The sequence below is a fragment of the Bacillus sp. B28 genome (genome assembly GCF_029536185.1).
In the GTDB taxonomy this organism is placed as follows: Bacteria; Bacillota; Bacilli; order Bacillales; family Bacillaceae; genus Bacillus; species Bacillus halotolerans.
Window position 1 is genome coordinate 1,396,504 of record NZ_CP120511.1, and the last position, 25,645, is coordinate 1,422,148.

Genomic DNA, 25,645 nt, shown 5'->3' on the forward strand with positions numbered 1-25,645 from the left:
ATGGAGAAAGTTCTGTCAGTCAATAATCTGCATGTTTCTTTTACGACTTACGGCGGGACGGTTCAGGCTGTCAGAGGCGTGAGCTTCGATTTGTACAAAGGCGAAACATTTGCCATTGTCGGTGAATCGGGCTGCGGCAAGAGCGTCACCTCTCAAAGCATTATGGGACTGCTCCCGCCCTATTCGGCGAAGGTGACAGACGGCAGCATTTTATTTAAAAACAAAGACCTTTGCCGTCTCTCTGACAGAGAAATGAGGAGCATAAGGGGCGCGGATATTTCAATGATTTTTCAAGACCCGATGACGGCGCTAAACCCGACGCTGACTGTCGGCGACCAGCTGGTGGAAGCGCTTCTTCGTCACAAAAGGATGACGAAAAAGGCGGCTGAGAAAGAGGTTCTTTCCATGCTGGAATTGGTCGGCATTCCGGATCCTGAAGCACGCCTGAAGCAGTACCCCCATCAATTCAGCGGCGGCATGAGACAGCGGATTGTCATTGCGATGGCGCTGATCTGCGAGCCTGATATTTTAATAGCGGATGAACCGACAACTGCCCTTGACGTCACCATACAGGCGCAAATACTGGAACTGTTTAAAGAGATTCAGAGAAAAACAAAGGTTTCTGTCATTTTGATCACACACGATTTAGGCGTGGTTGCCCAGGTTGCTGACAGAGTGGCTGTTATGTATGCCGGAAAAATAGCGGAAGTTGGCACAAGAAAAGATATATTTTACAAGCCGCAGCACCCTTATACAAAAGGGCTGCTGAATTCTGTCCCGCGGCTGGATCTTGAGGGCGCGGAACTGATTCCGATTGACGGCACGCCGCCGGATTTATTTTCACCGCCGCCGGGCTGTCCATTTGCCGCCCGCTGTCCGAGCAGAATGATCGTGTGTGACAGGGTATACCCTGATCAAACTGTTCGATCCGGCACGCACGCTGTACACTGCTGGCTTCAGGATAAACGGGCTGAGCATGCGGTGCTGCCGGGAGCGAAGGATGAATAACAAAAAAGGGGGAAGAGGATGAAGAGAGTGAAGAAGCTATGGGGAATGGGCCTTGCACTGGGACTTTCATTTGCGCTGATGGGATGTACAGCAAATGAGCAGGCTGGAAAAGAAAGCGGAGAAGATAAGGCAAAGACAAGCGGAGAAAAGGTACTGTACTTAAATAATGAAAATGAACCGACCTCGTTTGATCCGCCGATCGGTTTTAATAACGTGTCTTGGCAGCCGTTAAATAACATCATGGAAGGGTTAACGCGCCTCGGCAAAGACAATGAACCGGAGCCGGCGATGGCAGAGAAGTGGTCTGTGTCGAAAGACAAGAAAACGTACACATTTACGATTCGGGAAAATGCGAAATGGACGAACGGAGACCCTGTGACAGCCGGAGATTTTGAATACGCTTGGAAACGGATGCTTGACCCGAAAACAGGAGCTTCTTCCGCGTTTCTCGGCTATTTTATTGAAGGCGGCGAAGCCTATAACAGCGGAAAAGGGAAAAGAGACGATGTGAAGGTGACGGCGAAGGATGATCACACCCTTGAAGTGACGCTTGCCGCACCGCAAAAATATTTCCTGAGCGTGGTGTCAAACCCGGCGTATTTTCCGGTTAACGAAAAAGTCGACAAAGAAAATCCAAAGTGGTTTGCTGAAGCCGATACATTTGTCGGCAACGGTCCGTTTAAACTGACGGAATGGAAGCATGATGACAGCATCACAATGGAAAAAAGCGATACGTACTGGGATAAAGAAACCGTGAAGCTTGACAAAGTGAAATGGGCAATGGTGAGTGACAGAAATACAGATTACCAAATGTTCCAGTCCGGTGAATTGGACACCGCATACGTACCGGCTGAGCTAAGTGACCAGCTGCTGGATCAAGACAATGTGCACATCGTTGATCAGGCGGGTTTATACTTTTACCGCTTTAATGTCAATATGGAGCCGTTCCAAAATGAAAACATCAGAAAAGCTTTCGCAATGGCTGTTGATCAGAAGGAAATCGTAAAATATGTCACGAAAAACAATGAAAAACCGGCACACGCTTTTGTTTCGCCAGGGTTTACACAGCCTGACGGCAAGGACTTCCGTGAAGCGGGCGGAGACCTGATCACACCAAATGAAAACAAAGCGAAGCAGCTGCTGGAAAAAGGAATGAAGGAAGAGAAGTATGACAAGCTGCCTGCGGTCACGCTTACTTACAGTACGAAACCGGAGCATAAAAAGATTGCTGAAGCCATCCAGCAAAAATTGAAAAACACCCTTGGCGTCGATGTGAAGCTGGCCAATATGGAGTGGAACGTGTTTTTAGAAGAGCAAAAAGCGCTTAAGTTCCAATTCTCACAAAGCTCATTTCTGCCTGACTATGCGGACCCTATCAGTTTTCTGGAAGCCTTCCAAACAGGAAATTCGATGAACCGTACAGGCTGGAACAACAAAGAATATGATCAGCTTATGAAGCAGGCAAAAAATGAAGCGGATGAAAAAACGCGTTTTTCACTCATGCATAAGGCGGAAAAGCTTCTCATCAATGAAGCGCCGATCATTCCAGTTTATTTCTATAATCAGGTCAATCTGCAAAACGAACATGTAAAGGACATCGTCCGGCACCCTGTCGGCTACATCGATTTAAAATGGGCCGATAAAAACTAACGCGGCGATTGAGAAAATACTGCTCTCTTTAGGTGAAGGAGCGGTATTTTTTCTCTTATTTTCACGTATACGTAGGGTGCAGAGCAAATGAAGGGAGCTGATCGGAGTTGAATCACAATCCGAACGCACTGAAAAAAGGCGATACAGTCGGTGTCATCGCACCTGCAAGCCCGCCTGATCCGAAAAAGCTTGAAACGGCGCTTTTATTTTTAGAGGAGCTCGGTCTTCAGGTAAAGCTGGGCAAGGCGCTGAAAAACCAGCACGGCTATTTAGCGGGACAGGATGATGAGCGGCTGGCTGATCTGCACGAGATGTTCAAAGACCAGGAGGTGAAAGCGGTGCTGTGCGCATGCGGAGGCTTTGGCACGGGGCGGATCGCTTCAGGCATTGATTACAGCTTGCTCCGCAAACATCCTAAAATCTTTTGGGGATACAGTGATATTACGTTTTTACATACCGCCATCCATCAAAACACAGGCCTCGTCACTTTTCACGGGCCGATGCTCAGCTCAGATATTGGCCTGGAAGACGTTCATCCCCTGACAAAAGCGTCGTATGAGCAGCTGTTTCAAGAGACAGTATTCACCTATACAGAGAAGCTTTCTCCGCTGACGGTGCTTGTTCCGGGAAAAGCGGAAGGAGACCTTGTCGGCGGCAATCTATCCTTGCTGTCATCGACACTCGGCACGCCGTTTGAAATTGATACGAGGGGAAAGCTCCTGTTTATTGAAGATATTGATGAAGAGCCGTATCAAATTGACCGGATGCTGAATCAGCTGAAAATGGCAGGGAAGCTGGCGGACGCAGCCGGTATTCTTGTTTGTGATTTTCATAACTGCATCCCGGTGAAGCGGGAGAAATCTTTGACGCTTGAGCAGGTGCTCGAAGACTATATTGTGTCCGCCGGAAGGCCTGCTCTTAGAGGGTTTAAGATCGGCCACTGTTCGCCGAGTATTGCCGTTCCGATCGGTGCCCACGCTGCCATGGATACAGCCGAAAAAACGGTCGTCATTGAGGCGGGCGTTTCTGAAGGAGCGCTCTCAGTATGAAGATCACAAAAATAGACACGAAACGGGTCGCCGTGCCGCTGACAAAGCCGTTTAAAACGGCGCTTCGCACAGTGTATACGGCCGAATCTGTTATCGTAACGATCACTTATGATAATGGCGCAATCGGATGGGGAGAAGCGCCTCCGACGATTGTGATTACCGGAGACAGCATGGACAGTATTGAAAGTGCGATTCACAACGTCTTAAAGCCGGCACTGCTTGGAAGAAGACTGTCCGGCTGCGAGGCCATTCTGCATGACATCCAGCATCTTCTGCAAGGGAATCAAAGCGCAAAAGCAGCTGTAGAAATGGCTGTATACGACGGCTGGGCGCAGATGAGCGGACAGCCGCTTTACCAAATGCTCGGCGGATATCGAAGCACACTTGAAACGGACTACACCGTCAGTGTGAACTCGCCTGAAGAGATGGCGGCGGATGCAGAGAGCTTTCTTAAACAAGGCTTTCACACGCTAAAAATAAAGGTTGGCAGAGATGACATTGAGACAGATATCGCCCGTATTCAAGAAATCAGAAAGTGTGTCGGGCCTGGGGTAAAGCTGCGTTTGGATGCCAATCAGGGATGGGTGCCGAAAGAAGCGGTAACGGCCATTCGGAAAATGGAGGATGCAGGCCTGGACATTGAGCTTGTCGAGCAGCCTGTCCATAAGGATGATCTTGCCGGGCTCAAGAAAGTTACGGATGCAACGGACACCCTAATCATGGCTGATGAAAGTGTATTTACTCCGCGACAGGCATTCGAAGTCCTTCAAACCCGCAGCGCCGACCTGATCAATATTAAATTGATGAAGGCAGGAGGAATCAGCGGTGCAGAGAAAATCAATGCCATGGCTGAGATTTGCGGGGTGGAGTGCATGGTCGGCAGCATGATCGAAACAAAGCTTGGCATAACAGCTGCGGCGCATTTCGCGGCAAGCAAAAAAAACATTACCCGCTTTGATTTCGACGCCCCGCTCATGCTGAAAACGGATTTGATCAAGGGCGGGATTATTTACAGCGGCAGCACGATTACGATGCCTGACAAACCTGGTCTTGGCATTACCGGAGTCGCGTATCAGAAAGGAGGGATGGAAACATGAACCATACTGTTATATCAGCAGTTGCCAACATATGGACAGCACCTGATACTCCTCGTCCATTTGATCACACCATGCTCGATCCGACCGTGTCGATCAGAGAATGGCTGAAGAGCATGACCTATGATCAGCGGCTTGGGTTATGTACAGATAATGTGATTCAGACGCAGGTTCTCTTTGGTGAGGAGGTGCTGGTCACGGCAGAACAGGATGAATGGGTGTCTGTAGTTGTGCCCGGCCAGTCATCCCGCAAGGATAAACGCGGTTATCCGGGCTGGATGAAAAAGAACCAGCTGAAAAACACAAATCTCCTACAATCGAATCACACCGTGGCGATCAGCAAACCAACAGCTTTTTTGTATGGGGATACCGGAGATAAGGAAATTGAACTGAGCTTCTTAACTGCTCTGCCGCTGATTGAAGAAGAGAATGGCTTTTTCAAGGTAGCGACTCCTTTTGGAGATAGGCTCCTGCGACAAACTGATGCGGCGTTTGTTCAGAATAAGAAAGGAACGGCGGAAGACATCATTCAGACAGGGGCATGTTTTCTCGGGCTTCCTTATTTATGGGGAGGTATAAGCGGGTTTGGATTTGACTGCTCTGGTTTTATGTACAGCGTATTTAAAGCAAATGGATACAGGATTCCCCGTGATGCGGGAGACCAGGCGAAAACAGGGAAGGAAGTGCCGCTTCACGACATTGGTGCCGGTGATCTGCTGTTTTTTGCATATGAGGAAGGAAAAGGAGCAATTCATCACGTTGGTCTGTCCATAGGAAACGGAAAAATGCTCCATTCTCCTAAAACAGGGAAATCGATCGAAATCATCACGCTGAAAGATACAGGATATGAAAAAGAGCTTTGTGCGGCACGCCGCTGTTTTTCAGAATGAGGAGGGAGACACATGATACCACTGCTAGAGGTCAGTCAGCTGAAAATGCATTTTGACGCAGGGAAAAAGCGAACAGTCAAAGCGGTCGACGGGGTAACCTTCCAGATTCATGAGGGGGAGACGTTCGGGCTTGTCGGAGAATCCGGCTGCGGGAAATCAACCTTGGGAAGAGTGCTGATGCGTCTTTACCATCCCACAGAAGGAAGCGTCAAATACCGCGGAACAAATCTTCACGCCCTCAGTGAGAAAGAGCAGTTTGCCTCTAACCGCAAACTGCAGATGATTTTTCAGGACCCTTATGCATCGCTCAATCCGCGGATGACTGTTCGAGAAATCATTCTAGAGCCGATGGAAATTCATAATCTTTACAATACCCATAAAGCGCGGCTTCTCGTTGTGGACGAGCTGCTTGAGGCAGTGGGGCTTCACCCGGATTTCGGCAGCCGTTACCCGCATGAATTCAGCGGCGGTCAAAGGCAGAGAATTGGGATTGCCAGAGCGCTTTCATTGAATCCGGAGTTTATCGTAGCGGACGAACCGATTTCTGCGCTTGATGTGTCGGTTCAGGCGCAAGTGGTCAACCTGCTGAAGCGGCTTCAAAAAGAAAAAGGGCTCACATTTCTGTTTATTGCCCATGATTTATCGATGGTAAAGCATATCAGCGACAGAATCGGCGTTATGTACTTAGGCCACATGATGGAAATTACAGATAGCGGCACATTGTATCGTGAACCGCTGCACCCGTATACGAAGGCGCTGCTGTCCTCGATTCCGATTCCGGACCCCGAATTAGAGGACAAGCGTGAGCGCATCATTTTAAAAGGGGAGCTGCCGAGTCCGGTCCATCCGCCGAGCGGCTGTGTGTTTCGGACGCGCTGCCCGGAGGCGATGCCTGAATGCGGAGAATCACGCCCTTTGCTTCAAGAAATCGAAGCCGGCCGTTTCGTTGCCTGCCATTTATATCGAAATGCTGAAACGAAAGAAAAGGTGAGATAAACAAAAAGCTGGCTCCGCTGTTGGGAGCCAGCTTTCTTTTATGATTGCTGTAAAAATTTCACGCACACCGGATAAGGGACAGAAACGGTTGAAGGAAGCAGCGACAGCCGGCCTGTCTCTGTGTCTCTTTCAAACAATACGAGATTGCCCGTTTCTTCATTTGAAGCAACGAGGAAGGTCTCCATTGGATCCAGCACAAAGTCACGAGGCCAGTTTCCTTCAGTCGATACTCTTTCCACAAATGCCAGCTCGCCTGAATATTGATTCACTTCAAAAACAGCGATGCTGTCATGGCCGCGGTTTGCAACGTAAACAAAACGCCCATCCTGAGTGACGTGAATGGCGCTTCCCTGGCTGTTATCTGTGAAATCATCAGGGATGGCAGAGACGACTTGAAGTTCTCTGAATTCGCCGGCTGTCGGATTGTATTCAAGCGCAATCACTTCATTGCTTAATTCTGTCATGACATATGCGTATTTTTCTTTCGGGTGAAAAGCGATATGACGAGGGCCTGCACCGGGAGCGAAGGAATGGCTTCCGGATTCAGTTAATTCACCGTCTTTCAGCTTATAGGTGTACAGCTTGTCTGTCCCTAAGTCAACCGCTACGACATAATTATGTTCAGGTGTAAAGCCCGCATAGTGTGTATGCGGCTTTTCCTGTCTTTCATGCGGACCCTTTCCTGTATGGGCGGCTTCTGAAGCGGGAGATTGCAGACCTCCGTCTTGTTGAACCGGAAAAGCGTGCACCTTCCCGCTGTGATAGTTGGCTGTCAATACGAATTGCTGATGATCATCGACGCTCACGTGGCATGGCGATGGGCCATCGATTAACTGATGATTCAGAAATGTTAATTCGCCGCTGTTTTTATCGATTTTATAGGCAGCAATACCGCCTTTACCGTCTGCTTTTTCGATTGAATAAAGAATCGTGTTGTCTTTATTCGGCGTCACATATGTGGGGTTTCCCAGCTTTGCGGCAAGCTTTGGCTCGCTGAGTGTTTTTTTCTCAGTATCCAGCTCGAATGAATAAATGCCTTCACTTCCGCCTTTTGTATATGTTCCGACATATCCTATGTACTTTGTCATGCGATTTCCCCCTTAAAAATGATGTCATCTCTATATTAACGTATCTTAAAGAAATACGCTGTTCAAAACATGAAAAAGGGGAATATTCTTCATTCGCCTCGAATGAGCGGCATCGTACAGCATCTGAAGGAACCGCCTGATTTGATAATTTCTGACAAGTCAATTTCGATGATGTGATAGCCTCTTTTGGATAATTCACGATTCACATGACGATTGCCCGGCAGGCTGATGATGGTTTTTCTGCCGATAGACAGGACGTTGGTGCCAAGTGTAAATTGTTCGTTTTCGGGTACCTCAATGAGATTGTAACGCTCTGCCAGCATATCAACTTCCTGCTGCGGGAGGGCTTCAGGGTAGATTAATGCTTCGCTTTCAGAAATGATATTAAATACGCAGTCCAGATGCAGAAATTTTTCATGGAGCGGAACTGGGATGATGGTATATTCAGGAAGCTCTTCTTGCAGCTGGCCGACCGCTGAGATGTCCGTGCGCTGGCTGATTCCGACATAAACGCTATCGCCATCTATGACGACGTCTCCGCCTTCAATGCTAGTATCCAGCATCCGGGTATATGGAATCCCTTGATTGTGGAAAAATTCTTTTATCACAGGTTCTTCCCCTTGGCGAATGGGCTCAGTCATGCTGGAAAGAAAGGCTTTTTCCCCGATGACAAAACCGATATCCCGGGTAAATACCTGCTCAGGCAGTCCGTGCTGAACAGGCAAAAGGATGACCTCAATGCTGTGTGACCTGAGCTCTTCTACTAAGCGTTTGTGCTGCTCTTTGGCGGTTTTGACCTGAATATTGTCTTCTTCAAAATGTTTTTGGGTTTCATTAATAACGTCCTTAATTGTCATATGCTCGGGTTTGCATAAAATAACTTTCTTCAAGGTGTCATATTCAGTTTGGCATACCGTTTTGTGCTGATGTTTTGGAACAGATACATCCATTTGTTTCTCCTCCTGACCGTGTGAAGAATACGTATATTATTCCCTCGTCAGCCAAATCATTAAACATTTAAGAAAGAAAACCTGACAGACAAATCATTTTAAATTTTAGACAAATGGATGAGAATATTGTTTAATAGGAGAATATGAGTGCATTTACTAATCGATCAGACATCAAAGGGGAGAAAGGTATGGAAGCACAGGAAACAAAATATTGTAAAGAGTCAAAGGTTGTGAAAACCAGCAGGGTATTCCCTCTCGATACGAACAATCATAATACGCTGTTTGGCGGAAAACTGATGAGTTATATCGATGATATTGCCTCTATTTCCGCAGCGCGCCATTGCAGACGTGATACGGTAACGGCTTCGATGGACTCTGTCGATTTTCTGAAACCGATCGGGCAAAGGGAGTCTGTCTGCTTGGAATCATATGTGACTTGGGTCGGCACATCTTCCATGGAGGTGTTTGTGAAAGTCATCAAAGAGCATCTGATGACTGGTGAACGGGAGCTCGCCGCGACATCCTTTTTGACCTTTGTCGCATTAGACTCAAACGGCAAGCCGGTGCCTGTGCCGAGAGTTGTACCGGAAACAGAAGAGGAAATCATGCTGCATAACACAGCGGTTCAGCGTGCCAGTGAACGGAAAAACCGAAAAAAACACAGTCAGGCGCTGGCAAATGCGCTTGGAACAGACAAGCCTTGGTAAACATGAAACCCAAAACATACGTTGTTTTGGGTTTTTTTGTACCTTCCATTTTTTCGCTGTTAATGGTGATCATTACAGAGGTTAGTCCGTTTTTGCTAGGGAATTCTATAAAAAAGCAACAATTGTCACGTTAAATTGATAATTTTGTGACAACTTTATTAAAGATTCATTTTAAATATATCTTTTAAAGAAAAGATCATGTATTTTAAAGATATATTTTAAATACATCTTTTCGGAAGGGTTGTTAAACGATGTTAGATAACAAAACAATCGAAATCATAAAAAGCACTGTACCAGTATTACAGCAGCACGGAGAATCCATTACAGGACGTTTTTACGACCTCATGTTCCAAGATCATCCTGAGCTTTTAAACATTTTTAATCAAACAAACCAAAAGAAAAAAACACAGCGTACCGCCCTGGCGAATGCCGTTATTGCAGCTGCAGCTAATATTGACCAGCTTGGCAATATCATTCCGGTCGTCAAACAAATCGGCCATAAACACCGCAGTATCGGTATTAAGCCTGAACATTATCCGATTGTCGGCAAATATTTGCTGATTGCGATTAAAGATGTTTTGGGAGATGCAGCGACTCCTGACATTATGCAGGCGTGGGAGAAAGCGTATGGAGTTATAGCTGACGCTTTTATCGGAATTGAAGAAGAAATGTATGAACAAGCGGAACACCAAACTGGCGGATGGAAGGAGTATAAGCCTTTCATCGTTGCGAAAAAAGTGCGTGAAAGCAAAGAAATAACATCCTTCTATTTGAAACCGGAAGACGGCAAGCCGTTACCTGAATTTCAAGCAGGGCAGTATATCAGCATCAAAGTCCGGATTCCTGATTCTGAATATACGCATATCCGTCAATACAGCTTGTCTGATATGCCGGGAAAAGACTACTATCGAATTTCAGTTAAGAAAGACGGTGCTGTGTCTTCTTATTTACACGAAGGGCTGCATGAGGGGGATTCATTAGAAATCAGCGCACCGGCAGGAGATTTTGTTTTAGATTCTTCATCCCGCAAAGATCTCGTTCTGCTTAGTGCCGGAGTTGGCATCACACCGATGATCAGCATGCTAAAAACGTCTGTTTCCAAACAGCCTGAGCGGCAGATTCTCTTTATCCATGCCGCGAAAAATAGTGAATACCACGCGCTGCGCGATGAAGCAGAAGAGGCATCAGAGCATTCTTCTGTTAAAACGGCATTTGTGTATCGCGAGCCGACAGAAGAGGACCGCGCGGGTGACATTCAATTTCATGAAGGCCAAATTGACCAGCAGTTTCTCAAAAGCCTGATTGCCAATACAGATGCGGATTATTATATTTGCGGTTCACCGTCATTTATCACTCAAATGCATAAGCTTGTATCGGAACTCGGATCAGCGCCAGAGTCTATTCATTACGAACTGTTCGGTCCTCAATTAAGCATCGCACAGTCCATTTCTTAATACACACAGCTCTTCTCCTATATGAGAAGGGCTTTTTTTAGGTAAATAGAAGAAGGCGGACGCGCCTTCTTCTACATCCGCACAATGACTGATCCGCCTCCATTTGTGCATACGCGATTTTGCTGCTCTTGAATCGTTCTCAGCAATTCATTGTTCACCTCGATGGCTCTGATCAAATGCTCCATTTTAAGCTCTAAACCGGCCAGCCTGTCAGCTGTATGGTATGGCTGATAGGATGCGGATTTTGACTGTATGCTTTCATATTGCCAATTGGCACTCTTATGCTGATGTTTCATGCTGTCCCTCCAATAACATGACTTTCTACTATGTTATGTGCCTGCATTCTGCACGTTCGCCTATTTGGATGCTGGATGAAGAGGTAAGATATGCATAGCGTTTCAGTTACTGGGAACAATATATTCATTATGACTAGCGGATGGAGGGCAATGATCAGTGTTATGGATGGTATGGGCATTTTTATTCAAGCCTGTTATCGTGTTTTCGATTGCATATATTTTGTTTCGGCTTGCCGGAAAAAAAGCCGTGTCACAAATGAACAATTTTGATTTGCTTTTGACCTTCGCAATCGGAACCATCATCAGTGAGCCAATCCTCACATCCAAGCTGCCGATGTCTATTTATTACGCAGGCGCTTTTTTATTGCTTTATCTTCTGATGAGCAAGCTTGCTCTTTCTAATAAGTGGAGATGGCTGCTGGTGGTCAGTCCGACAGTGTTAATCCGGAACGGGGATATCGATGAGCGTGGACTCAAAAAAGAGAGGCTGACCGTCAATGAGCTGCTCGGAAAACTGAGAGAAAAGGGCTATGCTGATCCGGCTGATATTGACCTTGCCATCATTGAAGAAACGGGAGAAGTAAGCGTGATCCCGACAGAAGAAGCGAGAGCAGTGCAGGTGCGGGATTTGAATATAGAGGCTGAACGGAACTTTATCCCGATACCCCTCATATTGGACGGCGAGATCCTTGATCACAATTTGAAGTACCTTCAAAAAAATCGAAGCTGGCTGTTTGAAAAGCTTAAGGAAAAAGGACACAGCCCAAAACAGCTGTCTTTGGTCACGCTCGGCACGTTAAATGACCGCGGTGACATCTCACTCGATTTGAATACATCCAACGATGCGCACCATGATCCGTATTTGTACAAGCCTGGAAATAACAATTAAATGTGCTGCCGACATTCTTTGGCGCTTTTTTGATAGATTAGATTGTGCCTTCTGCAAAGGAAATGTCCCCCCTTACGTCAAAATGTACACATAGGTAAGGAGGGAATGGAACATGAGGGACTTATTCATTAGAAAAGACATGGCGCCGACAGTCAGTCTGCTGTATTCCGCAGTGGAAGAAAACAGCCTCCGTCTGGCATCCATTGTGAGCCGCATGACTCACAGAGAGCTATATTATAAGGGGTGCTGTCAAACAAAAAACAGCACGGCACAGCTGCTGCAGCATATCGCAAATGTTGATATCAGATGGGTGTGGCGCATAAAGGAGAATCGGGTCCCTGAACATATTGAAGACATTTACGGCCCGATGACAGATGAAAGCGGACGATTGCCTGAACCAAAGAATCAGCCGGGGTTAGAAGAACTTTTGACAAGACATCAACATGTCGTAAACGAGCTGAAATCGGTATGTAAGACCTTGACCGAGAGCGATTTGCATCAAACACTTTCTTACGAGGGTGACAAGGCAACAGTAAGATGGGGGATATGGCATATGGCGGACCATAATCGCTATCATCAAGCCCATATTGAAGCCCTTAAAAAAGAATGGAAGCAGGATATGATCAAAAATGGACGCTGAAACGAAGCTTGTGACCGAACGGATTCGTTTGCGCTGTATGGAGGACCGGGATCAAGAATCTTTACTTGAGCTTTTCAGCGACCCTGAAGTGATGAAATATTATTCCGGTTTAAAAGATAAACGGCAAACCCGCGAGTGGATCGCTTGGAACAAAAGAAATGAAAAAGGGTACCGGGTCAGTCTCTGGATCGCCGAAGACATACAGACGGGGGATTTTTTAGGCCAATGCGGAATCGTGCCTCAGCAAACCGAAAATGAAACGGCAATGGAAATCGGCTATATGTTTGCCCGCCGGCACTGGGGAAACGGCTATGCGCAAGAAGCGGCAAAAGCCTGCCTGGACTATGGTTTCAAGGAGAGGCAGTACGGCAAAATTGCAGCTTTGATTGACCCGGATAACAAAGCGTCTTTACGGGTGGCAGAGAAAATCGGCATGCTTTACAGCCGGACGATCAGAAAATGGAATAAACCGATCGCTGTGTATGAAAGAAAATCTTACAATTGAAGACAGCGTCGAGGTGTAGTATCATAAGACCAGATAAAGTTTTCTAGGGTTCCGCATGTTCATTGACATGGACTGGTCCGAGAGAAAACACATATGCGCATCATAACAGCGCATATGCACACGGAGGGAAAAAAGCCCGGGAGAGTCAAGCTCATTATGAGTCGACTGTCCGGGGTTTTTTTGTTTTCGGAGAATTTTATTGCATAGATAGAAAGGAATGATGTGATATGAAATGGGGATTGGTTGTGTTAGCCGCCGTATTTGAGGTTGTTTGGGTTGTGGGCTTAAAGCATGCTGACTCAGTCTTAACATGGAGCGGCACTGCCGTCGGTATCATAGTTAGCTTTTATTTGTTAATGAAGGCGACAGCCAGCCTGCCGGTCGGTACCGTATACGCCGTCTTTACAGGTCTTGGCACAGCAGGAACGGTGATGAGTGAAATGTTTCTGTTTCACGAACCGGTCGGATTGCCGAAGCTTTTGTTAATCGGCGTGCTCTTAATCGGTGTGATCGGATTGAAGCTTGTGACACAGGATGAGGCTGATGAAAAAGGAGGCGAGGCATAATGCTTCATTGGATCAGTTTATTAGGCGCGGGATTTTTGGAAATGGCAGGCGTCGCACTTATGAATCAATTTGCGAAAGAAAAAAGCCCCAAATGGGTAGTGCTGATCATTATCGGTTTTGCCGCCTCATTTTCCTTATTATCATTTGCTATGGAAACCATTCCGATGGGCACCGCATACGCCGTTTGGACAGGAATCGGCACCGCGGGCGGGGCGCTTATCGGCATTCTCTTTTACAATGAGCCGAAAGACGCCAAACGGATCTTCTTTATCGCTTTAATCTTGTGCTCGGCCGTCGGTTTAAAAATTCTGTCATAAATTGATTTTTATCAAATCTTCAGTATAATGGATAATTAGTTTAGACTTACAAAGATAAGAGGGATTATTCATGAAATCATATATGACCCAGCGGTTAAATGAATACCGTGACGGAAATGAAGATAAAGGGCGCCTCTTGGTCAGCTGTCCTGATCAGCCGGGTATTGTTGCTGCCGTTTCTGCGTTTTTATTAGAACATGGCGCCAATATTATTGAATCCAATCAATATACGACAGATCCTGAAGGCGGGCGTTTTTTCCTGAGAATTGACTTCGACTGTGAGGGCATTCAGGAGAAAAAAGAAAAACTCCAGGACGCGTTTTCGTCTATTGCGAATACATTCGACATGACGTGGAGCTTAACGATGGCCAGCGAGCTGAAGCGTGTCGCTATTTTTGTATCAAAGGAGCTTCATTGTCTGCATGAGCTCATTTGGGAATGGCAAACAGGCAATCTCATGGCGGAAATCGCGGTTGTCATCAGCAACCATGAAGATGCGAGAGACCTTGTTGAACCGCTGAACATTCCATTCCACTATTTAAAAGCGAACAAAGATATCAGAGCGGAAGTTGAGAAACAGCAGCTTGAACTGCTGGAGCAATATGATATTGATGTGATCGTTCTTGCTCGCTACATGCAGATCTTAACGCCTGATTTTGTGTCGGCTCATCCGAATCGAATCATCAATATCCACCATTCCTTCCTGCCTGCTTTTATCGGTGCCAATCCGTATAAACGGGCTTATGAGCGGGGGGTCAAATTGATTGGCGCAACTTCTCACTATGTCACAAATGACCTTGATGAAGGGCCGATCATTGAACAGGACATTGAGCGTGTTGACCACCGCGACAATGCCGACGCGCTGAAAAATATCGGCAGAACGATTGAACGCAGCGTTCTTGCCCGCGCTGTGAAATGGCACCTGGAAGACCGCGTCATCGTTCACGAAAATAAAACCATTGTCTTTAACTAGACTGCCAGACGCCCGCGCAATGCGGGCTTTTTTGATGTGGAAAAAACCTTGACAAGAGGCTTTTTTCTTTGCATAATATAAAAAAATCATTGAGCGTTGAAGAGGATTAGTAAGCAGACCTTTCTGTGACAGAGAGCAAAATGAGTGGCTGAAACATTTTGCCGCATGAAACCTGCCGAACCTGCCTTGGAGTCTTAGGGGGAAAACCTAGGCGCATAACCTGGCGTTACAGGGAAGCGGAACGTGCTGAAGTGCGTTCAAACAAGGTGGTACCACGGAAACCCATTTCGTCCTTATTAATGAGGATGAAATGGGTTTTTTTATTGTAAGTTGGCTGGCGAAGAGCCGCGGAGGAGAATAAATGAAAAAACAAAGAATAGTAGTGAAGATAGGAAGCAGTTCGCTTACAAATAGCAAAGGAAGCATTGATGAGGTAAAAATCAGAGAACACGTTCAGGCAATTTCTCTTTTGAAAAAAGCGGGGCATGAAATGATTTTGATTACCTCGGGAGCGGTAGCGGCGGGGTTTTCCAGTCTCGGTTATCCGTCCCGTCCTGTTACCCTCAAGGGAAAGCAGGCGGCAGCCGCGGTCGGACAAACACTGTTAATGCAGCAATACATGAATCAATTTAAACAATACTCACTTACCCCGGGTCAAATCCTTTTGACGAGAAATGATTTTTCGAAGAGAGAGCGGTATCGAAACGCGTATGCAACGATTATGGAATTGCTGGAGCGCGGTGTTATCCCGGTTATTAATGAAAATGATTCTACGTCTGTTGAAGAATTGACTTTTGGCGACAATGATATGCTCTCTGCTTTGGTCAGCGGATTAATTCATGCAGACCAGCTCATGATCCTGACTGACATTAACGGGCTGTATGATGCCAATCCAAATGAAAATCCCGATGCGAAACGATTTGATTATTTGCCGGAGATCACCCCTGAATTGCTGGGATACGCGGGTTCAGCCGGATCAAAGGTCGGCACGGGCGGTATGAAATCAAAGCTGTTAGCTGCACAAACCGCACTGTCTCTTGGGGTCAAAGTGTTCATCGGAACAGGCAGCGGCGAACAAAAGCTGGCGGATATTTTAGACGGCAGGGGAGATGGGACTTATATCGGCGACAAGGAGCTATCCTCAGTCAACAATACGAGACAATGGATTCAATTCCACTCGCCGATATCAGGGGAAATCGTCATTGACGCGGGTGCCGAAGAGGCGATGGTTCATAACGGAAGCAGTCTTTTACCGGCTGGCGTAGTGGGCGTGAACGGGAGCTTTCCAAAAGGGGCTGTCGTGGAAGTCCGGGGACCGGGCGGTGTGATCGGCAAAGGCCAGACCCATTATTCATCTGAGGAGATTATGGAGGCAAAAGGCAAACGAAGCAATGAGCTTGATTTTGACAAAACGTTTGAGGTCATTCACAGGAATGACTGGGTCAACTTAAAAGACTAGGGGGCGGAAAAATGAGTGAAGTTTCTGTAAAAGCGAAGCTGGCAAAAGAAGCAGCAGCTGAAATGATGATGAAAACAACGGCTGAAAAAAATGAGGCGCTTAGTCTTATTGCAAATGGACTCCGTAAAGAATTGGATTTTCTCTTATCGGAAAATGCAAAAGACATTGAGAACGGAAAAGCAAATGGGTTAACACCCGATGTCATTGACCGTCTCACGCTGGATGAGAAACGCATACGCGACATCGCGGACGCGGTAGAGCTATTGATTGATCTGGCTGACCCAGTCGGCGAATCTCTTGAAACAATTGAAAAAGAGAACGGCCTGTTTATTGAAAAAATCCGTGTGCCGCTCGGTGTTGCCGGAATGATTTACGAGGCGAGGCCAAACGTCACAGTTGATGCGGCTACCCTTTGCCTGAAAACAGGAAATGTGGTTGTCCTGCGGGGGAGCTCCTCGGCCATTCACAGCAACAAAGCACTCGTCAGTGTTATTCACAGAGCGCTTGAGCAATCAGCGCTTCCAATCAACGCTGTGCAGCTGATTGAGGATACGAGCAGAGAGACAGCAAAAGAACTCTTTACGTTAAATGACGGATTGGATGTATTGATTCCGCGCGGAGGAAAAAAACTGATTGATCTCGTTGTAAGAGAATCAACAGTCCCGGTATTAGAAACCGGAGCCGGCAACTGTCATATTTTCATAGATGAAACGGCAAATCAGCAAATGGCTGAAAAGATTGTCATAAACGCCAAAACGCAGCGCCCTTCCGTGTGCAACGCGATTGAATCACTGCTGATCCACAAAGCATGGGCAGAGCAGCACGGAAAAGAATTGCTGACGCAGCTGGAAAAAGCGGGAGTCGAAATCCGCGGCGATGAATTCGTATGCGGGCTTCATTCTTCAAGCAAACAGGCGTCAGAAGAAGATTGGGGAACGGAATACTTAGGGCCTGTCATCAGTGTAAAGACGGTTGAAAGTGTACAGGAAGCCGTGCAGCATATCCAGAAATACGGCACTAATCATTCTGAAGCCATTTTAACTGAAAACGATCTGCATGCGGCTTACTTTCAAACGGCTGTAGACGCCGCCGCGGTCTATCATAACGCGTCGACCCGTTTTACCGATGGCTTTGAATTTGGCTACGGAGCAGAAATCGGCATCAGTACACAAAAGCTTCATGCAAGAGGACCGATGGGGCTTCCTGCATTAACTTCTACAAAATATATCATTAAAGGAACAGGACAAATTCGCGAATAGCACGATGTATTCTCTAAAAAGCTTATCTCTAAAAGGAGGTAAGCTTTTTTTATGAATAAAAAATTGACACGATAAATTTAATTGTGTACAATTTAATTGTGTAAAACAAAAGAGGGGGAATACAATATGAGTCAGCCATTATTTACAGCATCCGTTTCAGCGATAGGAGGAAGAGAAGGTAAAATTATTTCCTCAGACCGCGTTCTCGAGCTCGATGTCGCAATGCCGGGAACACCGAGAGCTAAGAAATTAGAAAAAGCGACAAATCCGGAGCAGCTGTTTGCCGCAGGTTACGCAGCTTGCTTTGACAGCGCACTTCAGCTTGTAGCAAGAACAGAACGAGTGAAAGTGGAGACCGAGGTTACAGCGCATGTCAGCCTGCTAAAGGATGAAGCAGATCAAGGCTACAAACTGGGTGTGACGCTGCAGGTGAAAGGAAAAGGGATCAGTGCATCAGAATTACAGGCACTTGTGCAAAAAGCCCACGGTGTCTGCCCTTATTCAAAAGCAACCTCCGGAAATATCGATGTCACATTGGAAGTCGCTGAATAAAAAATGAGGATGCCTCACATAGGGCATCCTCATTTTTTTTGGTGCAGCGTTTCAAGCAATGTATATAGAGCCGATTTTAAGTGTTTCAATTCCTCATCGGACTGGCCTGAGAGTGCCAGAATCGTTCCCGGAATATCAGCCGCTTTTTCTTTTAATAACGTTCCGTTCTCTGTCAGGCTGATCATCACCAACCGCTCATCCTCTTCAGATCTTTTTCTTATAATCAATTCCTGCTGCTCCATCCGTTTCAGCATCGGTGTCAGCGTTCCGGAATCCAAATACAGAAGCTCACCCATTGTTTTGACGGAAAGTGTTTCGTGTTCCCACAATAAAAGCAAAGCCAAATATTGAGGGTATGTCACATTCAGCTTTTCAAGCAGCGGCTTGTACTGCTTTGTCATCTCCCGCGAACTCGCATAAAGCAAAAAACAAAGCTGATTCTCCAATTTCATATGGTCAAATTCATTTTCCATCTGTGTTCACCAACTCTTTCTGACATTACATACTATTGTAGCTGAAAAACATCACTTTTCCTATTCTCGGCAAACAAAACATGTTTAAAAAGATTTGTATGGGAAATATAACAACTAAAGACAAATAAGGAGGCTGAAAACAAATGGCACTATTTACAGCAAAAGCCACCGCTCGCGGCGGACGTGCAGGACATATTCAATCAGATGACGGGGTACTCGATTTTGACATTGTCATGCCCAATGCAAAAAAAGAAGGACAAACCGGAACAAACCCGGAACAGCTCTTTGCTGCAGGCTATGCAGCATGCTTTGGCGGCGCGCTTGAACACGTGGCCAAAGAACAAAATATTGACATTGATTCAGAAATAGAAGGACAGGTCAGCCTCATGAAGGATGAAAGTGACGGCGGCTTTAAAATCGGAGTCACACTTGTCGTCAATACAAAGGGATTGGATCGGGATAAAGCCCAAGAGCTTGTCGAGGCTGCTCATGAATTTTGTCCTTATTCAAAAGCAACAAGAGGAAATGTTGATGTGAAATTAGAATTAAAATAATTTGCAGCATCCTGAGAGTTCTCAGGATGTTTTTTTGATATGAACGGATTGGTTATGATCTTTTCGGAGTGTGAATACATGTAGTATAGGTGGATTCAGACTAGAGAAAAGGTGAGCGAATGAAAAGACCGAAGCTGTCAGTTTGTATGATTGTCAAAAATGAAGAACGTCATATTGTCCGCTGTTTAGAAAGCGTGCAGCATATTGCTGATGAAATCATTGTCGTTGATACCGGATCAAACGATCAAACAGTAGAAATTTGCAGAAGTTTTCATGCTCAGGTCTATCATCATCAATGGACACAGGATTATTCGCAGGCAAGAAACATCAGTTTACAGCATGCCAAGGGTGAGTGGATTTTGATTTTGGATGCAGATGAAGAGTTAGACGTGGATACGGGAAGCTTGCTGCGTTCACTGCTGAATGACTGCAGGCAGCCCCTTGGTTATGTAAAGGTTATAAACTACACGGGAAAGCAATGGGATGAAAACGAAGCATTTGAACAAATGCAGATCAGACTGATACGGAATCAGCGGAAGATAACGTTTAAGGGAAGAATTTGCGAAAAGCCCGTGGGTGAGGAGGCAAGCAGCGCCTTCTCTCTCCCTTGTGTTATTCACCATTACGGCTATCTGGAGCAGGAGGCAAAGTGTAAGCATAAACGTAATTTAAGCATATTGAATACAGAATTATTGACGTCATATGACGACCCGCTTCTCATTTATCAGAAAGCAGCTGAGTACGACAGAGGCGGCGAACAGAGCAAAGCCATCCGCCTGGCAATGAAGTGCATAAATGAATGTAACAGCAAAAAGCAAATTCCTCCAGCGGTTTTATATTATATCAAGTTTAAACTCTTCATTGATTCTGAACGGTATGAAGAAGCTGAGCGGGATATTGATGAAGCACTGCGGCATTATCCGGATTACAGCCCCTTTACTACTACAAAGGAATAATGATGTATCAGCTTAAAAAAGTCAGAGAAGCGATTACAGCATTTGAATCCTGTCTGCAAACGCAAGGTGAAAACCATCAGTATGTACAGGTTAAAGGAGCCGCTGATTTTCGATCCCTTTGCTGGCTGGGCGTCTGTCACGCTGAATTGCATCAATATATGACAGCAGTTTTATATTTGCAAAAAACGCTGAAAGCAAACCCGAGGTGTACTCAGGCACAGCAGCTGCTCAGTGAATGAACAAAGGATCAGGCCGCACATGCCTGATCCTTTAATATTCTTTTTTATGGTCAACATCCCGCCATGCTTGAAACGGAGATAAATGCTCCGCGAGAGTCACGTGATAAAAGGGGATCGTTCTTTCTTCAGCAGGTTTATCGATTTCTTCATAAATGAATGAATCATCAAAACCGGCTTCAGCAGCATCTGTATGCTCAGCAGCATAGTAAACGGCTTTCGGCCGGGCCCAGTAGATGGCGCCTAAGCACATGGGGCAAGGCTCGCAGCTCGTATATAACATGCAGTCATCAAGCTGGTATGTCCCAAGCGCTTTACAGGCGTTTCGAATAGCAGTTACTTCCGCATGGGCAGTCGGATCATTGTTTGTAGTAACGTTGTTCTGTCCTTCGGCTATAATGGCCCCGTCCTTCACGATAACGGCTCCAAAAGGCCCGCCAATTCCAGCATTCACTCCTTCACGAGCAAGCTCGACAGCCCGCTTTAAAAACGCTTCATGATTCATCCCATACCCTCCCAGTCGATCGAATGATATAAGTATAGCCGAAAAGAAGTGCAAAAAACATTCTCAAAAAAATGAAAAATAAACAAAATATTTGGGGGATTTGCTAAGATGAAAAAAGGGGGGGAGCATATGCTGCATTTGTATATTGCCAGGCATGGACAGACACATTGGAACGTAGAAAAAAGGATGCAGGGCTGGCTGGATTCTGGTATAACAGAACTTGGGCTGTACAATGCCCGCGCTCTTGGAGAACGGCTGAAGGATATTGAATTCAATCAGGTTTACATCAGCCCGAGCAAGCGGACAGAAGAGACGGCAAAAGCTATATTGGGATCGCGCCGCCTGCCGCTGGTGAAAGATCGTATATTCAGAGAAATGTCGCTGGGGCCATGGGAAGGGAAAAAACAAGAGGATATTGAAAGAGACGAACCTGATCTTTTTCATGCTTATTTTCATCATCCTGAAGCATATCGCCAGCCGGGATGTGAAACGTTTTTTGACCTCGAAAGCAGGGCACGGCTGGCTCTCCAATCGATTTTAGACAGCCATTCTTCCGGGAATATTCTTCTGGTTACCCATTCTGTCTTTATATTAATGCTGTTAAATATCATAAAGGAAAGAGGCATTCATGACATATGGAATTCTGCTTACATACATGATACGTCTTTGAGCCTTGTGGCATTTGATAAAAACGGAACAGCCAAAATACTAAAAGAAGGGGATGGGGAGCATCGAAAACCGATTTCTGTTTTCTAAAAGAAAAACCATCTGCATTTGCAGATGGTTTTCGTATTATACAAGCTGTGTCTGCTTAGCTCTTGCCTGTTTCGCCGCTTCAACCATATTTTTTAAGGCTGCGACTGTTTCTTCCTGCTGTCTTGTTTTTAAACCGCAGTCAGGATTTACCCAGAAACGGTCAGTCGGACATACGGCAAGCGCATCAACGATAATGTTGTACATTTCTTCAGTTGACGGAACACGTGGACTGTGAATGTCATAAACACCAAGCCCAAGCCCTTTCAAATACGGATGCTCTTTTAAGTAATCCAAAAATCCTCCGTGGCTTCTGCTGTGTTCGATCGTAATGACATCAGCGTCAAGATCATTGATCGTATCGACGATGTCTTCAAAGTTGCTGTAGCACATATGTGTATGAATTTGTGTTTCATTTTTCACGGAAGAGGTTGTTAATCTGAATGCTTCGGCAGCCCAAGTCAAGTACTCATCCCAATCACGGTTTTTTAACGGAAGGCCTTCACGCAGAGCTGGCTCATCGACTTGAATGATTTGAATGCCCGCCTCTTCAAGCGCTTTTACTTCTTTGCGGAGGGCGAGTCCGATTTGGAACGCGATTTCTTTTCTCGAGATATCGTTCCGAGGGAAAGACCAATTTAAAATCGTAACAGGACCTGTCAGCATTCCTTTTACATGCTTGGATGTTAACGATTGAGCGTATACAGTATCTTTCACTGTCATCGGTTCAATAAACTCTACATCTCCATAAATGACCGGCGGGCGTACACAGCGTGAACCGTATGATTGAACCCAGGCGTATTTCGTAAAGGCGAAGCCGGCCAGCTTTTCACCAAAGTATTCAACCATGTCTGTCCGTTCGAATTCACCGTGAACAAGAACATCAAGATCCAATTCCTCCTGAATATCAATCCATCTTTTCGTTTCCGCATTGATAAAGTTTTGGTATTGTTCATCAGACCACTCGTTTTTCCGCCATTTTTGGCGTGCGCTGCGTACTTCAGCAGACTGCGGGAAGCTTCCGATTGTTGTTGTCGGCAAAAGCGGGAGTCCGAGAGATTCATTTTGCAGGGTTAAGCGTTCTTCAAACGGAATGGGGCGCTTGAAGTCTTTATCGCTTAATTGTTCCAGCTCTTGCTTTTGTTCAGAATTGGCTCCTGTTGCAAATTGTTTGAGCGCTTTGATGTCCGCTTTCGCTTGCTGAATTTGCTCACTGATGGCGGCTTTGCCTGATACTAAGCCTTCTTTTAAAGCTGTTAGCTCTGCCAGTTTTTCTTTCGCGTAGGACAATCCGTTCAGCAGATCCTGTTCCAAATGCTCATCTGGGTGTTTCGCTACCGGAACATGAAGCAGGCTGCTGGAAGGCTGAATCCACAATTCATCAACCTGTGCAATGCTGAGGATATGAAGCACGGCATCCAGGCGTTCTTCAAGATCCGCTTTCCAAATGTTGCGTCCGTCTATGACACCGGCTGCCAGCACTTTATCTTTCGGAAAGCCGTGTGTCTTAAGCTGTTCCAGGTTTCTGCCTTTATCATGAACGAAATCAAGCCCGATGCCCTGTACAGGATAAGAAATGAGCTCCTCATAAGCATCAACAGAATCGAAGTACGTTTGCAAAAGCACATTCAAGGAAGAAAGCTCATTTGTGATGCTCTCGAATAACTCTTTTACGCCGCGTACATCCTCAGCTGAAGCGGTGACAAGCGCAGGTTCATCAATTTGCACCCATTTTACGCCTTCTTCTTCAAGCTCTTTTAAAAGCTGTACATATAACGGCACGAGACGCTTTTGAATTGCTTTAGCTTCAGATGGCTCGTAGCCTTTTGCAAGCGTGACGAACGTATAAGGGCCGACGATAACAGGTTTTGTTTCAACGCCGTACTCCTGTTTGATTCGGCGATAATCTTCAAGCTGTTTGTTTCTTGTCAGGCGGAACTCTAGGCTCTCGTCATATTCAGGCACGATGTAATGGTAGTTTGTATTAAACCATTTTGTCATTTCACTTGATACGGCGTCTTTTATTCCGCGGGCGATGGCGAAGTATGTATCTGTACTGTCAGTCAGGTGTCTGAAGCGTTGCGGGATCCAGTTGAAACTGACCGCAGTGTCAAGAACATGATCATACTGTGTGAAATCAGAAACAGGCACAACATCAATCTGCTGGTCAATTTGCGTTTTCACTGCGGATAAGAATAATTCATCGATTTGCTTCAAAAACGTATCTTTATCGCTGTTTCCTTTCCAATACGCTTCAAGCGATTTTTTCCATTCTCTGTTCAGTCCGATTCTTGGAAATCCTAAATTTGATGTTTTGATTGTTGTCATTGTTTCTCCTCCTTTATATGTAAAACACTCTTGTTGACCCGCGGATACAGGCTGTTAAGAGGTTTTCTCACAACTAAAAAGCCTCTTTCCCATGAGAGAAAGAGGCTTTTTTGCAAAACACACAGCCTCTCTCATCTCTCAGAAATAATCTGATGGAATTAGCACCGTGCCTTAAGAGATATAAATCTCGGCGCGAAAATCAGTGCGCCCCATTTCACAATGGAATTACGGTCGGTTGCTGTTGGGGTCAAAAGGCCAATCCCTCGCCCAACTCTCGATAAGAGAAAATGTTATTAATTTTTTGAAAAGTTGAATCATTTGTTGGTAATCTTAACAGCAATTCAAATTCATTGTCAACAAAGATTTTGAAATTTTTTTTACAAATTACGGTATATATTATATGAGAAAAATAATATTATAGGGTCAGTAAATGTGATTGCTCTGCTTTCTCTGACAGCTCATCAGGAGCGGTTAAATACAGGAATCCATTCCCCGCCAATGTTTTTGCGATATCGAGCGGAAGTGTCCTGCGGATCAGCTGCGCATAAAGCTCAGATTCAGAAAGCTCTCTTTGAAAAGATTCTTCTTCAAAGCTTTTAATTAAAGCAAGCGCTCCGCTGACATGAGGGGCAGCCATTGAAGTGCCGGTAAGCTTCCCGTATTTCTTGTTGGGAAGAGTGGATAAAATGTTTTCACCAGGTGCAACAAGATCAATCTCTTTATTTGCGTTTGAAAATTCTGACGATTCACGCGCTACTGAAACAGATCCAACCGCAATTACATCATTATACGCAGCAGGATAGGAAAGCTCCTCTGTGCGTTCGTCGCCGTCACCTTCATTTCCCGCGGCACAAACGACTAGCACTCCGTTTTTGACGGCGTTTTTGACCGCTTCCTCCAGTTCAGGCACATCGCTCGGTCCGCCAAGGGACATTGAGATGATATCAGCCTTTTGCTCAACAGCATAGTTAATGCCGTTAATAATCCATTCGTACTTTCCGCTGCCGTTTTCACCGCCAAGCACCTTTACAATTAAAAGGCTTGCCTCAGGCGCAACCCCGGCGATGCCGCCGTTTGAATCGTTAGCCGCAATCGTTCCGGCAACGTGTGTGCCGTGTCCGTTGTAGTCGGAAATGGCATCTTCCTTGCCGCCGTCATCATCTGTGAAATTCTTTCCGCCGATGATTTGGTTTTTTAAATCGGGATGGCTCGTATCGCAGCCGGTGTCCAATACAGCAATTTTTACGTCTTTGCCTTTAACCCCTTTTGCCCACACTTCTGGCGCCTTAATCACTTTAATACCCTCAGGAAGCTCGTTCACATCCATGATCTGCTCATTCGTCACATACGGGATCAAGCGGATTTCACCATTCATAAAAAAGCCCTCCTTTTTTATGCTTGCAAGTGGATACAAGGGTGTTATCTCACATTATATGAAAAAAGCAGCCGCTCGGACAGAGTCGTTTGAAGCATTTTGAAAAAATAGGATACAATCCAA

General features: G+C 45.8%; 26 protein-coding genes, 1 pseudogene and 2 riboswitches. Of the genes and pseudogenes, 20 read left to right on the forward strand and 7 right to left on the reverse strand.

Features of this window, described 5'->3' with window-relative positions:
- The 6 genes from P3L57_RS07020 to P3L57_RS07045 all read left to right on the forward strand — a co-directional run bounded on the left by P3L57_RS07020 (position 1) and on the right by P3L57_RS07045 (position 6,687).
- Positions 1 to 1,008, forward strand: coding sequence for an ABC transporter ATP-binding protein (locus P3L57_RS07020; protein ID WP_069486435.1), 1,008 nt, complete (start codon positions 1 to 3; stop codon positions 1,006 to 1,008).
- Positions 1,009 to 1,026: 18 nt separating this feature from the next.
- Positions 1,027 to 2,658 (forward strand): dipeptide ABC transporter substrate-binding protein DppE, encoded by a 1,632-nt coding sequence (gene dppE, locus P3L57_RS07025; protein ID WP_044156204.1) that lies wholly within the window; start codon positions 1,027 to 1,029, stop codon positions 2,656 to 2,658.
- A gap of 107 nt (positions 2,659 to 2,765) precedes the next feature.
- Positions 2,766 to 3,707, forward strand: a complete 942-nt coding sequence (locus tag P3L57_RS07030) for a S66 peptidase family protein (RefSeq protein WP_069486437.1) — start codon at positions 2,766 to 2,768, stop codon at positions 3,705 to 3,707.
- Entirely contained in the window at positions 3,704 to 4,804 is a 1,101-nt protein-coding gene (ykfB, locus tag P3L57_RS07035; RefSeq protein ID WP_069486438.1) for an L-Ala-D/L-Glu epimerase, read from the forward strand. The genes P3L57_RS07030 and ykfB overlap by 4 nt, the downstream gene beginning before the upstream one ends.
- Entirely contained in the window at positions 4,801 to 5,691 is an 891-nt protein-coding gene (gene eepC, locus P3L57_RS07040) for a gamma-D-glutamyl-L-lysine dipeptidyl-peptidase (RefSeq protein ID WP_069486439.1), read from the forward strand. The genes ykfB and eepC overlap by 4 nt, the downstream gene beginning before the upstream one ends.
- A 12-nt stretch (positions 5,692 to 5,703) precedes the next feature.
- Positions 5,704 to 6,687 (forward strand): ABC transporter ATP-binding protein, encoded by a 984-nt coding sequence (locus P3L57_RS07045; RefSeq protein ID WP_069486440.1) that lies wholly within the window; start codon positions 5,704 to 5,706, stop codon positions 6,685 to 6,687.
- Positions 6,688 to 6,725: 38 nt separating this feature from the next.
- Here P3L57_RS07045 and P3L57_RS07050 read toward each other — a convergent pair whose 3' ends face one another.
- Positions 6,726 to 7,775 (reverse strand): lactonase family protein, encoded by a 1,050-nt coding sequence (locus P3L57_RS07050; protein ID WP_044156197.1) that lies wholly within the window; start codon positions 7,773 to 7,775, stop codon positions 6,726 to 6,728.
- Positions 7,776 to 7,864: 89 nt separating this feature from the next.
- Complete coding sequence (locus P3L57_RS07055) at positions 7,865 to 8,725, reverse strand: dimethylarginine dimethylaminohydrolase family protein (RefSeq protein WP_069486441.1); 861 nt, start codon at positions 8,723 to 8,725, stop codon at positions 7,865 to 7,867.
- Positions 8,726 to 8,913: 188 nt separating this feature from the next.
- Here P3L57_RS07055 and P3L57_RS07060 point away from each other — a divergent pair, with 188 nt between their 5' ends.
- Together P3L57_RS07060 and hmpA are read left to right on the forward strand one after the other, a co-directional pair.
- Positions 8,914 to 9,432 (forward strand): acyl-CoA thioesterase, encoded by a 519-nt coding sequence (locus P3L57_RS07060; protein ID WP_024121110.1) that lies wholly within the window; start codon positions 8,914 to 8,916, stop codon positions 9,430 to 9,432.
- A 251-nt stretch (positions 9,433 to 9,683) separates the two neighbouring features.
- Positions 9,684 to 10,886, forward strand: coding sequence for an NO-inducible flavohemoprotein (gene hmpA, locus P3L57_RS07065; RefSeq protein WP_069486442.1), 1,203 nt, complete (start codon positions 9,684 to 9,686; stop codon positions 10,884 to 10,886).
- A gap of 71 nt (positions 10,887 to 10,957) precedes the next feature.
- Here hmpA and P3L57_RS07070 read toward each other — a convergent pair whose 3' ends face one another.
- The gene (locus tag P3L57_RS07070; RefSeq protein ID WP_044156193.1) at positions 10,958 to 11,182 is read right to left on the reverse strand and encodes a hypothetical protein; all 225 of its coding nucleotides are present in this window, start codon (positions 11,180 to 11,182) and stop codon (positions 10,958 to 10,960) included.
- Positions 11,183 to 11,339: 157 nt separating this feature from the next.
- Here P3L57_RS07070 and P3L57_RS07075 point away from each other — a divergent pair, with 157 nt between their 5' ends.
- From P3L57_RS07075 to P3L57_RS07115, 9 genes are all read left to right on the forward strand, one after another.
- Positions 11,340 to 12,071 carry a DUF421 domain-containing protein gene (locus tag P3L57_RS07075; protein ID WP_044156192.1) on the forward strand — a complete coding sequence of 244 codons (732 nt, stop codon included), beginning with the start codon at positions 11,340 to 11,342 and terminating at the stop codon, positions 12,069 to 12,071.
- Between the two features lie 112 nt (positions 12,072 to 12,183).
- Positions 12,184 to 12,711 carry a DinB family protein gene (locus P3L57_RS07080; protein ID WP_044156190.1) on the forward strand — a complete coding sequence of 176 codons (528 nt, stop codon included), beginning with the start codon at positions 12,184 to 12,186 and terminating at the stop codon, positions 12,709 to 12,711.
- On the forward strand, positions 12,701 to 13,216 hold the full coding sequence (locus tag P3L57_RS07085) for a GNAT family N-acetyltransferase (RefSeq protein WP_069486443.1): 516 nt from the start codon (positions 12,701 to 12,703) through the stop codon (positions 13,214 to 13,216). The genes P3L57_RS07080 and P3L57_RS07085 overlap by 11 nt, the downstream gene beginning before the upstream one ends.
- Positions 13,217 to 13,248: 32 nt before the next feature.
- A riboswitch (guanidine-I (ykkC/yxkD leader) is annotated at positions 13,249 to 13,361 on the forward strand.
- 82 nt (positions 13,362 to 13,443) lie between these two features.
- Positions 13,444 to 13,782 (forward strand): DMT family transporter, encoded by a 339-nt coding sequence (locus tag P3L57_RS07090; RefSeq protein WP_024121115.1) that lies wholly within the window; start codon positions 13,444 to 13,446, stop codon positions 13,780 to 13,782.
- Positions 13,782 to 14,099, forward strand: coding sequence for a DMT family transporter (locus P3L57_RS07095; protein ID WP_024121116.1), 318 nt, complete (start codon positions 13,782 to 13,784; stop codon positions 14,097 to 14,099). The genes P3L57_RS07090 and P3L57_RS07095 overlap by 1 nt, the downstream gene beginning before the upstream one ends.
- 70 nt (positions 14,100 to 14,169) lie before the next feature.
- A complete protein-coding gene (gene purU, locus P3L57_RS07100) occupies positions 14,170 to 15,072 on the forward strand; it encodes a formyltetrahydrofolate deformylase (RefSeq protein ID WP_059336085.1) in 903 nt (300 codons plus the stop codon).
- Between the two features lie 361 nt (positions 15,073 to 15,433).
- Positions 15,434 to 16,531, forward strand: a complete 1,098-nt coding sequence (gene proB / locus P3L57_RS07105) for a glutamate 5-kinase (protein ID WP_044156184.1) — start codon at positions 15,434 to 15,436, stop codon at positions 16,529 to 16,531.
- 11 nt (positions 16,532 to 16,542) lie between these two features.
- Complete coding sequence (gene proA / locus P3L57_RS07110) at positions 16,543 to 17,790, forward strand: glutamate-5-semialdehyde dehydrogenase (protein ID WP_069486444.1); 1,248 nt, start codon at positions 16,543 to 16,545, stop codon at positions 17,788 to 17,790.
- Positions 17,791 to 17,916: 126 nt separating this feature from the next.
- Complete coding sequence (locus tag P3L57_RS07115) at positions 17,917 to 18,342, forward strand: organic hydroperoxide resistance protein (RefSeq protein WP_044156181.1); 426 nt, start codon at positions 17,917 to 17,919, stop codon at positions 18,340 to 18,342.
- Positions 18,343 to 18,371: 29 nt separating this feature from the next.
- On the opposite strand, the gene ohrR is transcribed toward P3L57_RS07115, so the two are convergent.
- On the reverse strand, positions 18,372 to 18,815 hold the full coding sequence (gene ohrR / locus P3L57_RS07120) for an organic hydroperoxide resistance transcriptional regulator OhrR (RefSeq protein WP_069486445.1): 444 nt from the start codon (positions 18,813 to 18,815) through the stop codon (positions 18,372 to 18,374).
- Positions 18,816 to 18,958: 143 nt separating this feature from the next.
- Here ohrR and ohrB point away from each other — a divergent pair, with 143 nt between their 5' ends.
- Together ohrB and P3L57_RS07130 are read left to right on the forward strand one after the other, a co-directional pair.
- Entirely contained in the window at positions 18,959 to 19,369 is a 411-nt protein-coding gene (gene ohrB, locus P3L57_RS07125; protein ID WP_024121122.1) for an organic hydroperoxide resistance protein OhrB, read from the forward strand.
- 119 nt (positions 19,370 to 19,488) lie between these two features.
- Positions 19,489 to 20,564 (forward strand): annotated as a pseudogene (locus tag P3L57_RS07130) (glycosyltransferase).
- 31 nt (positions 20,565 to 20,595) lie between these two features.
- Here the strand turns inward: P3L57_RS07130 and guaD are convergent.
- Entirely contained in the window at positions 20,596 to 21,066 is a 471-nt protein-coding gene (gene guaD / locus P3L57_RS07140) for a guanine deaminase (protein WP_059292917.1), read from the reverse strand.
- 129 nt (positions 21,067 to 21,195) lie between these two features.
- Here guaD and P3L57_RS07145 point away from each other — a divergent pair, with 129 nt between their 5' ends.
- Complete coding sequence (locus P3L57_RS07145) at positions 21,196 to 21,822, forward strand: histidine phosphatase family protein (protein ID WP_069486625.1); 627 nt, start codon at positions 21,196 to 21,198, stop codon at positions 21,820 to 21,822.
- Positions 21,823 to 21,858: 36 nt separating this feature from the next.
- Here the strand turns inward: P3L57_RS07145 and metE are convergent, their stop codons facing one another.
- Positions 21,859 to 24,147, reverse strand: coding sequence for a 5-methyltetrahydropteroyltriglutamate--homocysteine S-methyltransferase (gene metE, locus P3L57_RS07150; protein WP_044156178.1), 2,289 nt, complete (start codon positions 24,145 to 24,147; stop codon positions 21,859 to 21,861).
- 128 nt (positions 24,148 to 24,275) lie between these two features.
- Positions 24,276 to 24,431: riboswitch (SAM riboswitch) on the reverse strand.
- Between the two features lie 131 nt (positions 24,432 to 24,562).
- The gene (isp, locus tag P3L57_RS07155; protein WP_024121126.1) at positions 24,563 to 25,522 is read right to left on the reverse strand and encodes a serine protease Isp; all 960 of its coding nucleotides are present in this window, start codon (positions 25,520 to 25,522) and stop codon (positions 24,563 to 24,565) included.
- Between the last annotated feature and the right edge of the window lie 123 nt (positions 25,523 to 25,645).

What these genes read in the sequence shown, in the direction of transcription:
- P3L57_RS07045 (WP_069486440.1), top strand. Translation starts at nt 5,704, where the DNA reads ATGATACCACTGCTAGAGGTCAGTCAGCTGAAAATGCATTTTGACGCA.
- P3L57_RS07115 (WP_044156181.1), top strand. Translation starts at nt 17,917, where the DNA reads ATGAGTCAGCCATTATTTACAGCATCCGTTTCAGCGATAGGAGGAAGA.
- P3L57_RS07095 (WP_024121116.1), top strand. Translation starts at nt 13,782, where the DNA reads ATGCTTCATTGGATCAGTTTATTAGGCGCGGGATTTTTGGAAATGGCA.
- P3L57_RS07050 (WP_044156197.1), bottom strand. Translation starts at nt 7,775, where the DNA reads ATGACAAAGTACATAGGATATGTCGGAACATATACAAAAGGCGGAAGT.
- guaD (WP_059292917.1), bottom strand. Translation starts at nt 21,066, where the DNA reads ATGAATCATGAAGCGTTTTTAAAGCGGGCTGTCGAGCTTGCTCGTGAA.
- isp (WP_024121126.1), bottom strand. Translation starts at nt 25,522, where the DNA reads ATGAATGGTGAAATCCGCTTGATCCCGTATGTGACGAATGAGCAGATC.
- ohrB (WP_024121122.1), top strand. Translation starts at nt 18,959, where the DNA reads ATGGCACTATTTACAGCAAAAGCCACCGCTCGCGGCGGACGTGCAGGA.
- P3L57_RS07145 (WP_069486625.1), top strand. Translation starts at nt 21,196, where the DNA reads ATGCTGCATTTGTATATTGCCAGGCATGGACAGACACATTGGAACGTA.
- ohrR (WP_069486445.1), bottom strand. Translation starts at nt 18,815, where the DNA reads ATGGAAAATGAATTTGACCATATGAAATTGGAGAATCAGCTTTGTTTT.
- dppE (WP_044156204.1), top strand. Translation starts at nt 1,027, where the DNA reads ATGAAGAGAGTGAAGAAGCTATGGGGAATGGGCCTTGCACTGGGACTT.
- P3L57_RS07060 (WP_024121110.1), top strand. Translation starts at nt 8,914, where the DNA reads ATGGAAGCACAGGAAACAAAATATTGTAAAGAGTCAAAGGTTGTGAAA.
- P3L57_RS07080 (WP_044156190.1), top strand. Translation starts at nt 12,184, where the DNA reads ATGAGGGACTTATTCATTAGAAAAGACATGGCGCCGACAGTCAGTCTG.
- eepC (WP_069486439.1), top strand. Translation starts at nt 4,801, where the DNA reads ATGAACCATACTGTTATATCAGCAGTTGCCAACATATGGACAGCACCT.
- purU (WP_059336085.1), top strand. Translation starts at nt 14,170, where the DNA reads ATGAAATCATATATGACCCAGCGGTTAAATGAATACCGTGACGGAAAT.
- P3L57_RS07090 (WP_024121115.1), top strand. Translation starts at nt 13,444, where the DNA reads ATGAAATGGGGATTGGTTGTGTTAGCCGCCGTATTTGAGGTTGTTTGG.
- P3L57_RS07085 (WP_069486443.1), top strand. Translation starts at nt 12,701, where the DNA reads ATGGACGCTGAAACGAAGCTTGTGACCGAACGGATTCGTTTGCGCTGT.
- proB (WP_044156184.1), top strand. Translation starts at nt 15,434, where the DNA reads ATGAAAAAACAAAGAATAGTAGTGAAGATAGGAAGCAGTTCGCTTACA.
- hmpA (WP_069486442.1), top strand. Translation starts at nt 9,684, where the DNA reads ATGTTAGATAACAAAACAATCGAAATCATAAAAAGCACTGTACCAGTA.
- metE (WP_044156178.1), bottom strand. Translation starts at nt 24,147, where the DNA reads ATGACAACAATCAAAACATCAAATTTAGGATTTCCAAGAATCGGACTG.
- proA (WP_069486444.1), top strand. Translation starts at nt 16,543, where the DNA reads ATGAGTGAAGTTTCTGTAAAAGCGAAGCTGGCAAAAGAAGCAGCAGCT.
- P3L57_RS07070 (WP_044156193.1), bottom strand. Translation starts at nt 11,182, where the DNA reads ATGAAACATCAGCATAAGAGTGCCAATTGGCAATATGAAAGCATACAG.
- P3L57_RS07055 (WP_069486441.1), bottom strand. Translation starts at nt 8,725, where the DNA reads ATGGATGTATCTGTTCCAAAACATCAGCACAAAACGGTATGCCAAACT.
- ykfB (WP_069486438.1), top strand. Translation starts at nt 3,704, where the DNA reads ATGAAGATCACAAAAATAGACACGAAACGGGTCGCCGTGCCGCTGACA.
- P3L57_RS07020 (WP_069486435.1), top strand. Translation starts at nt 1, where the DNA reads ATGGAGAAAGTTCTGTCAGTCAATAATCTGCATGTTTCTTTTACGACT.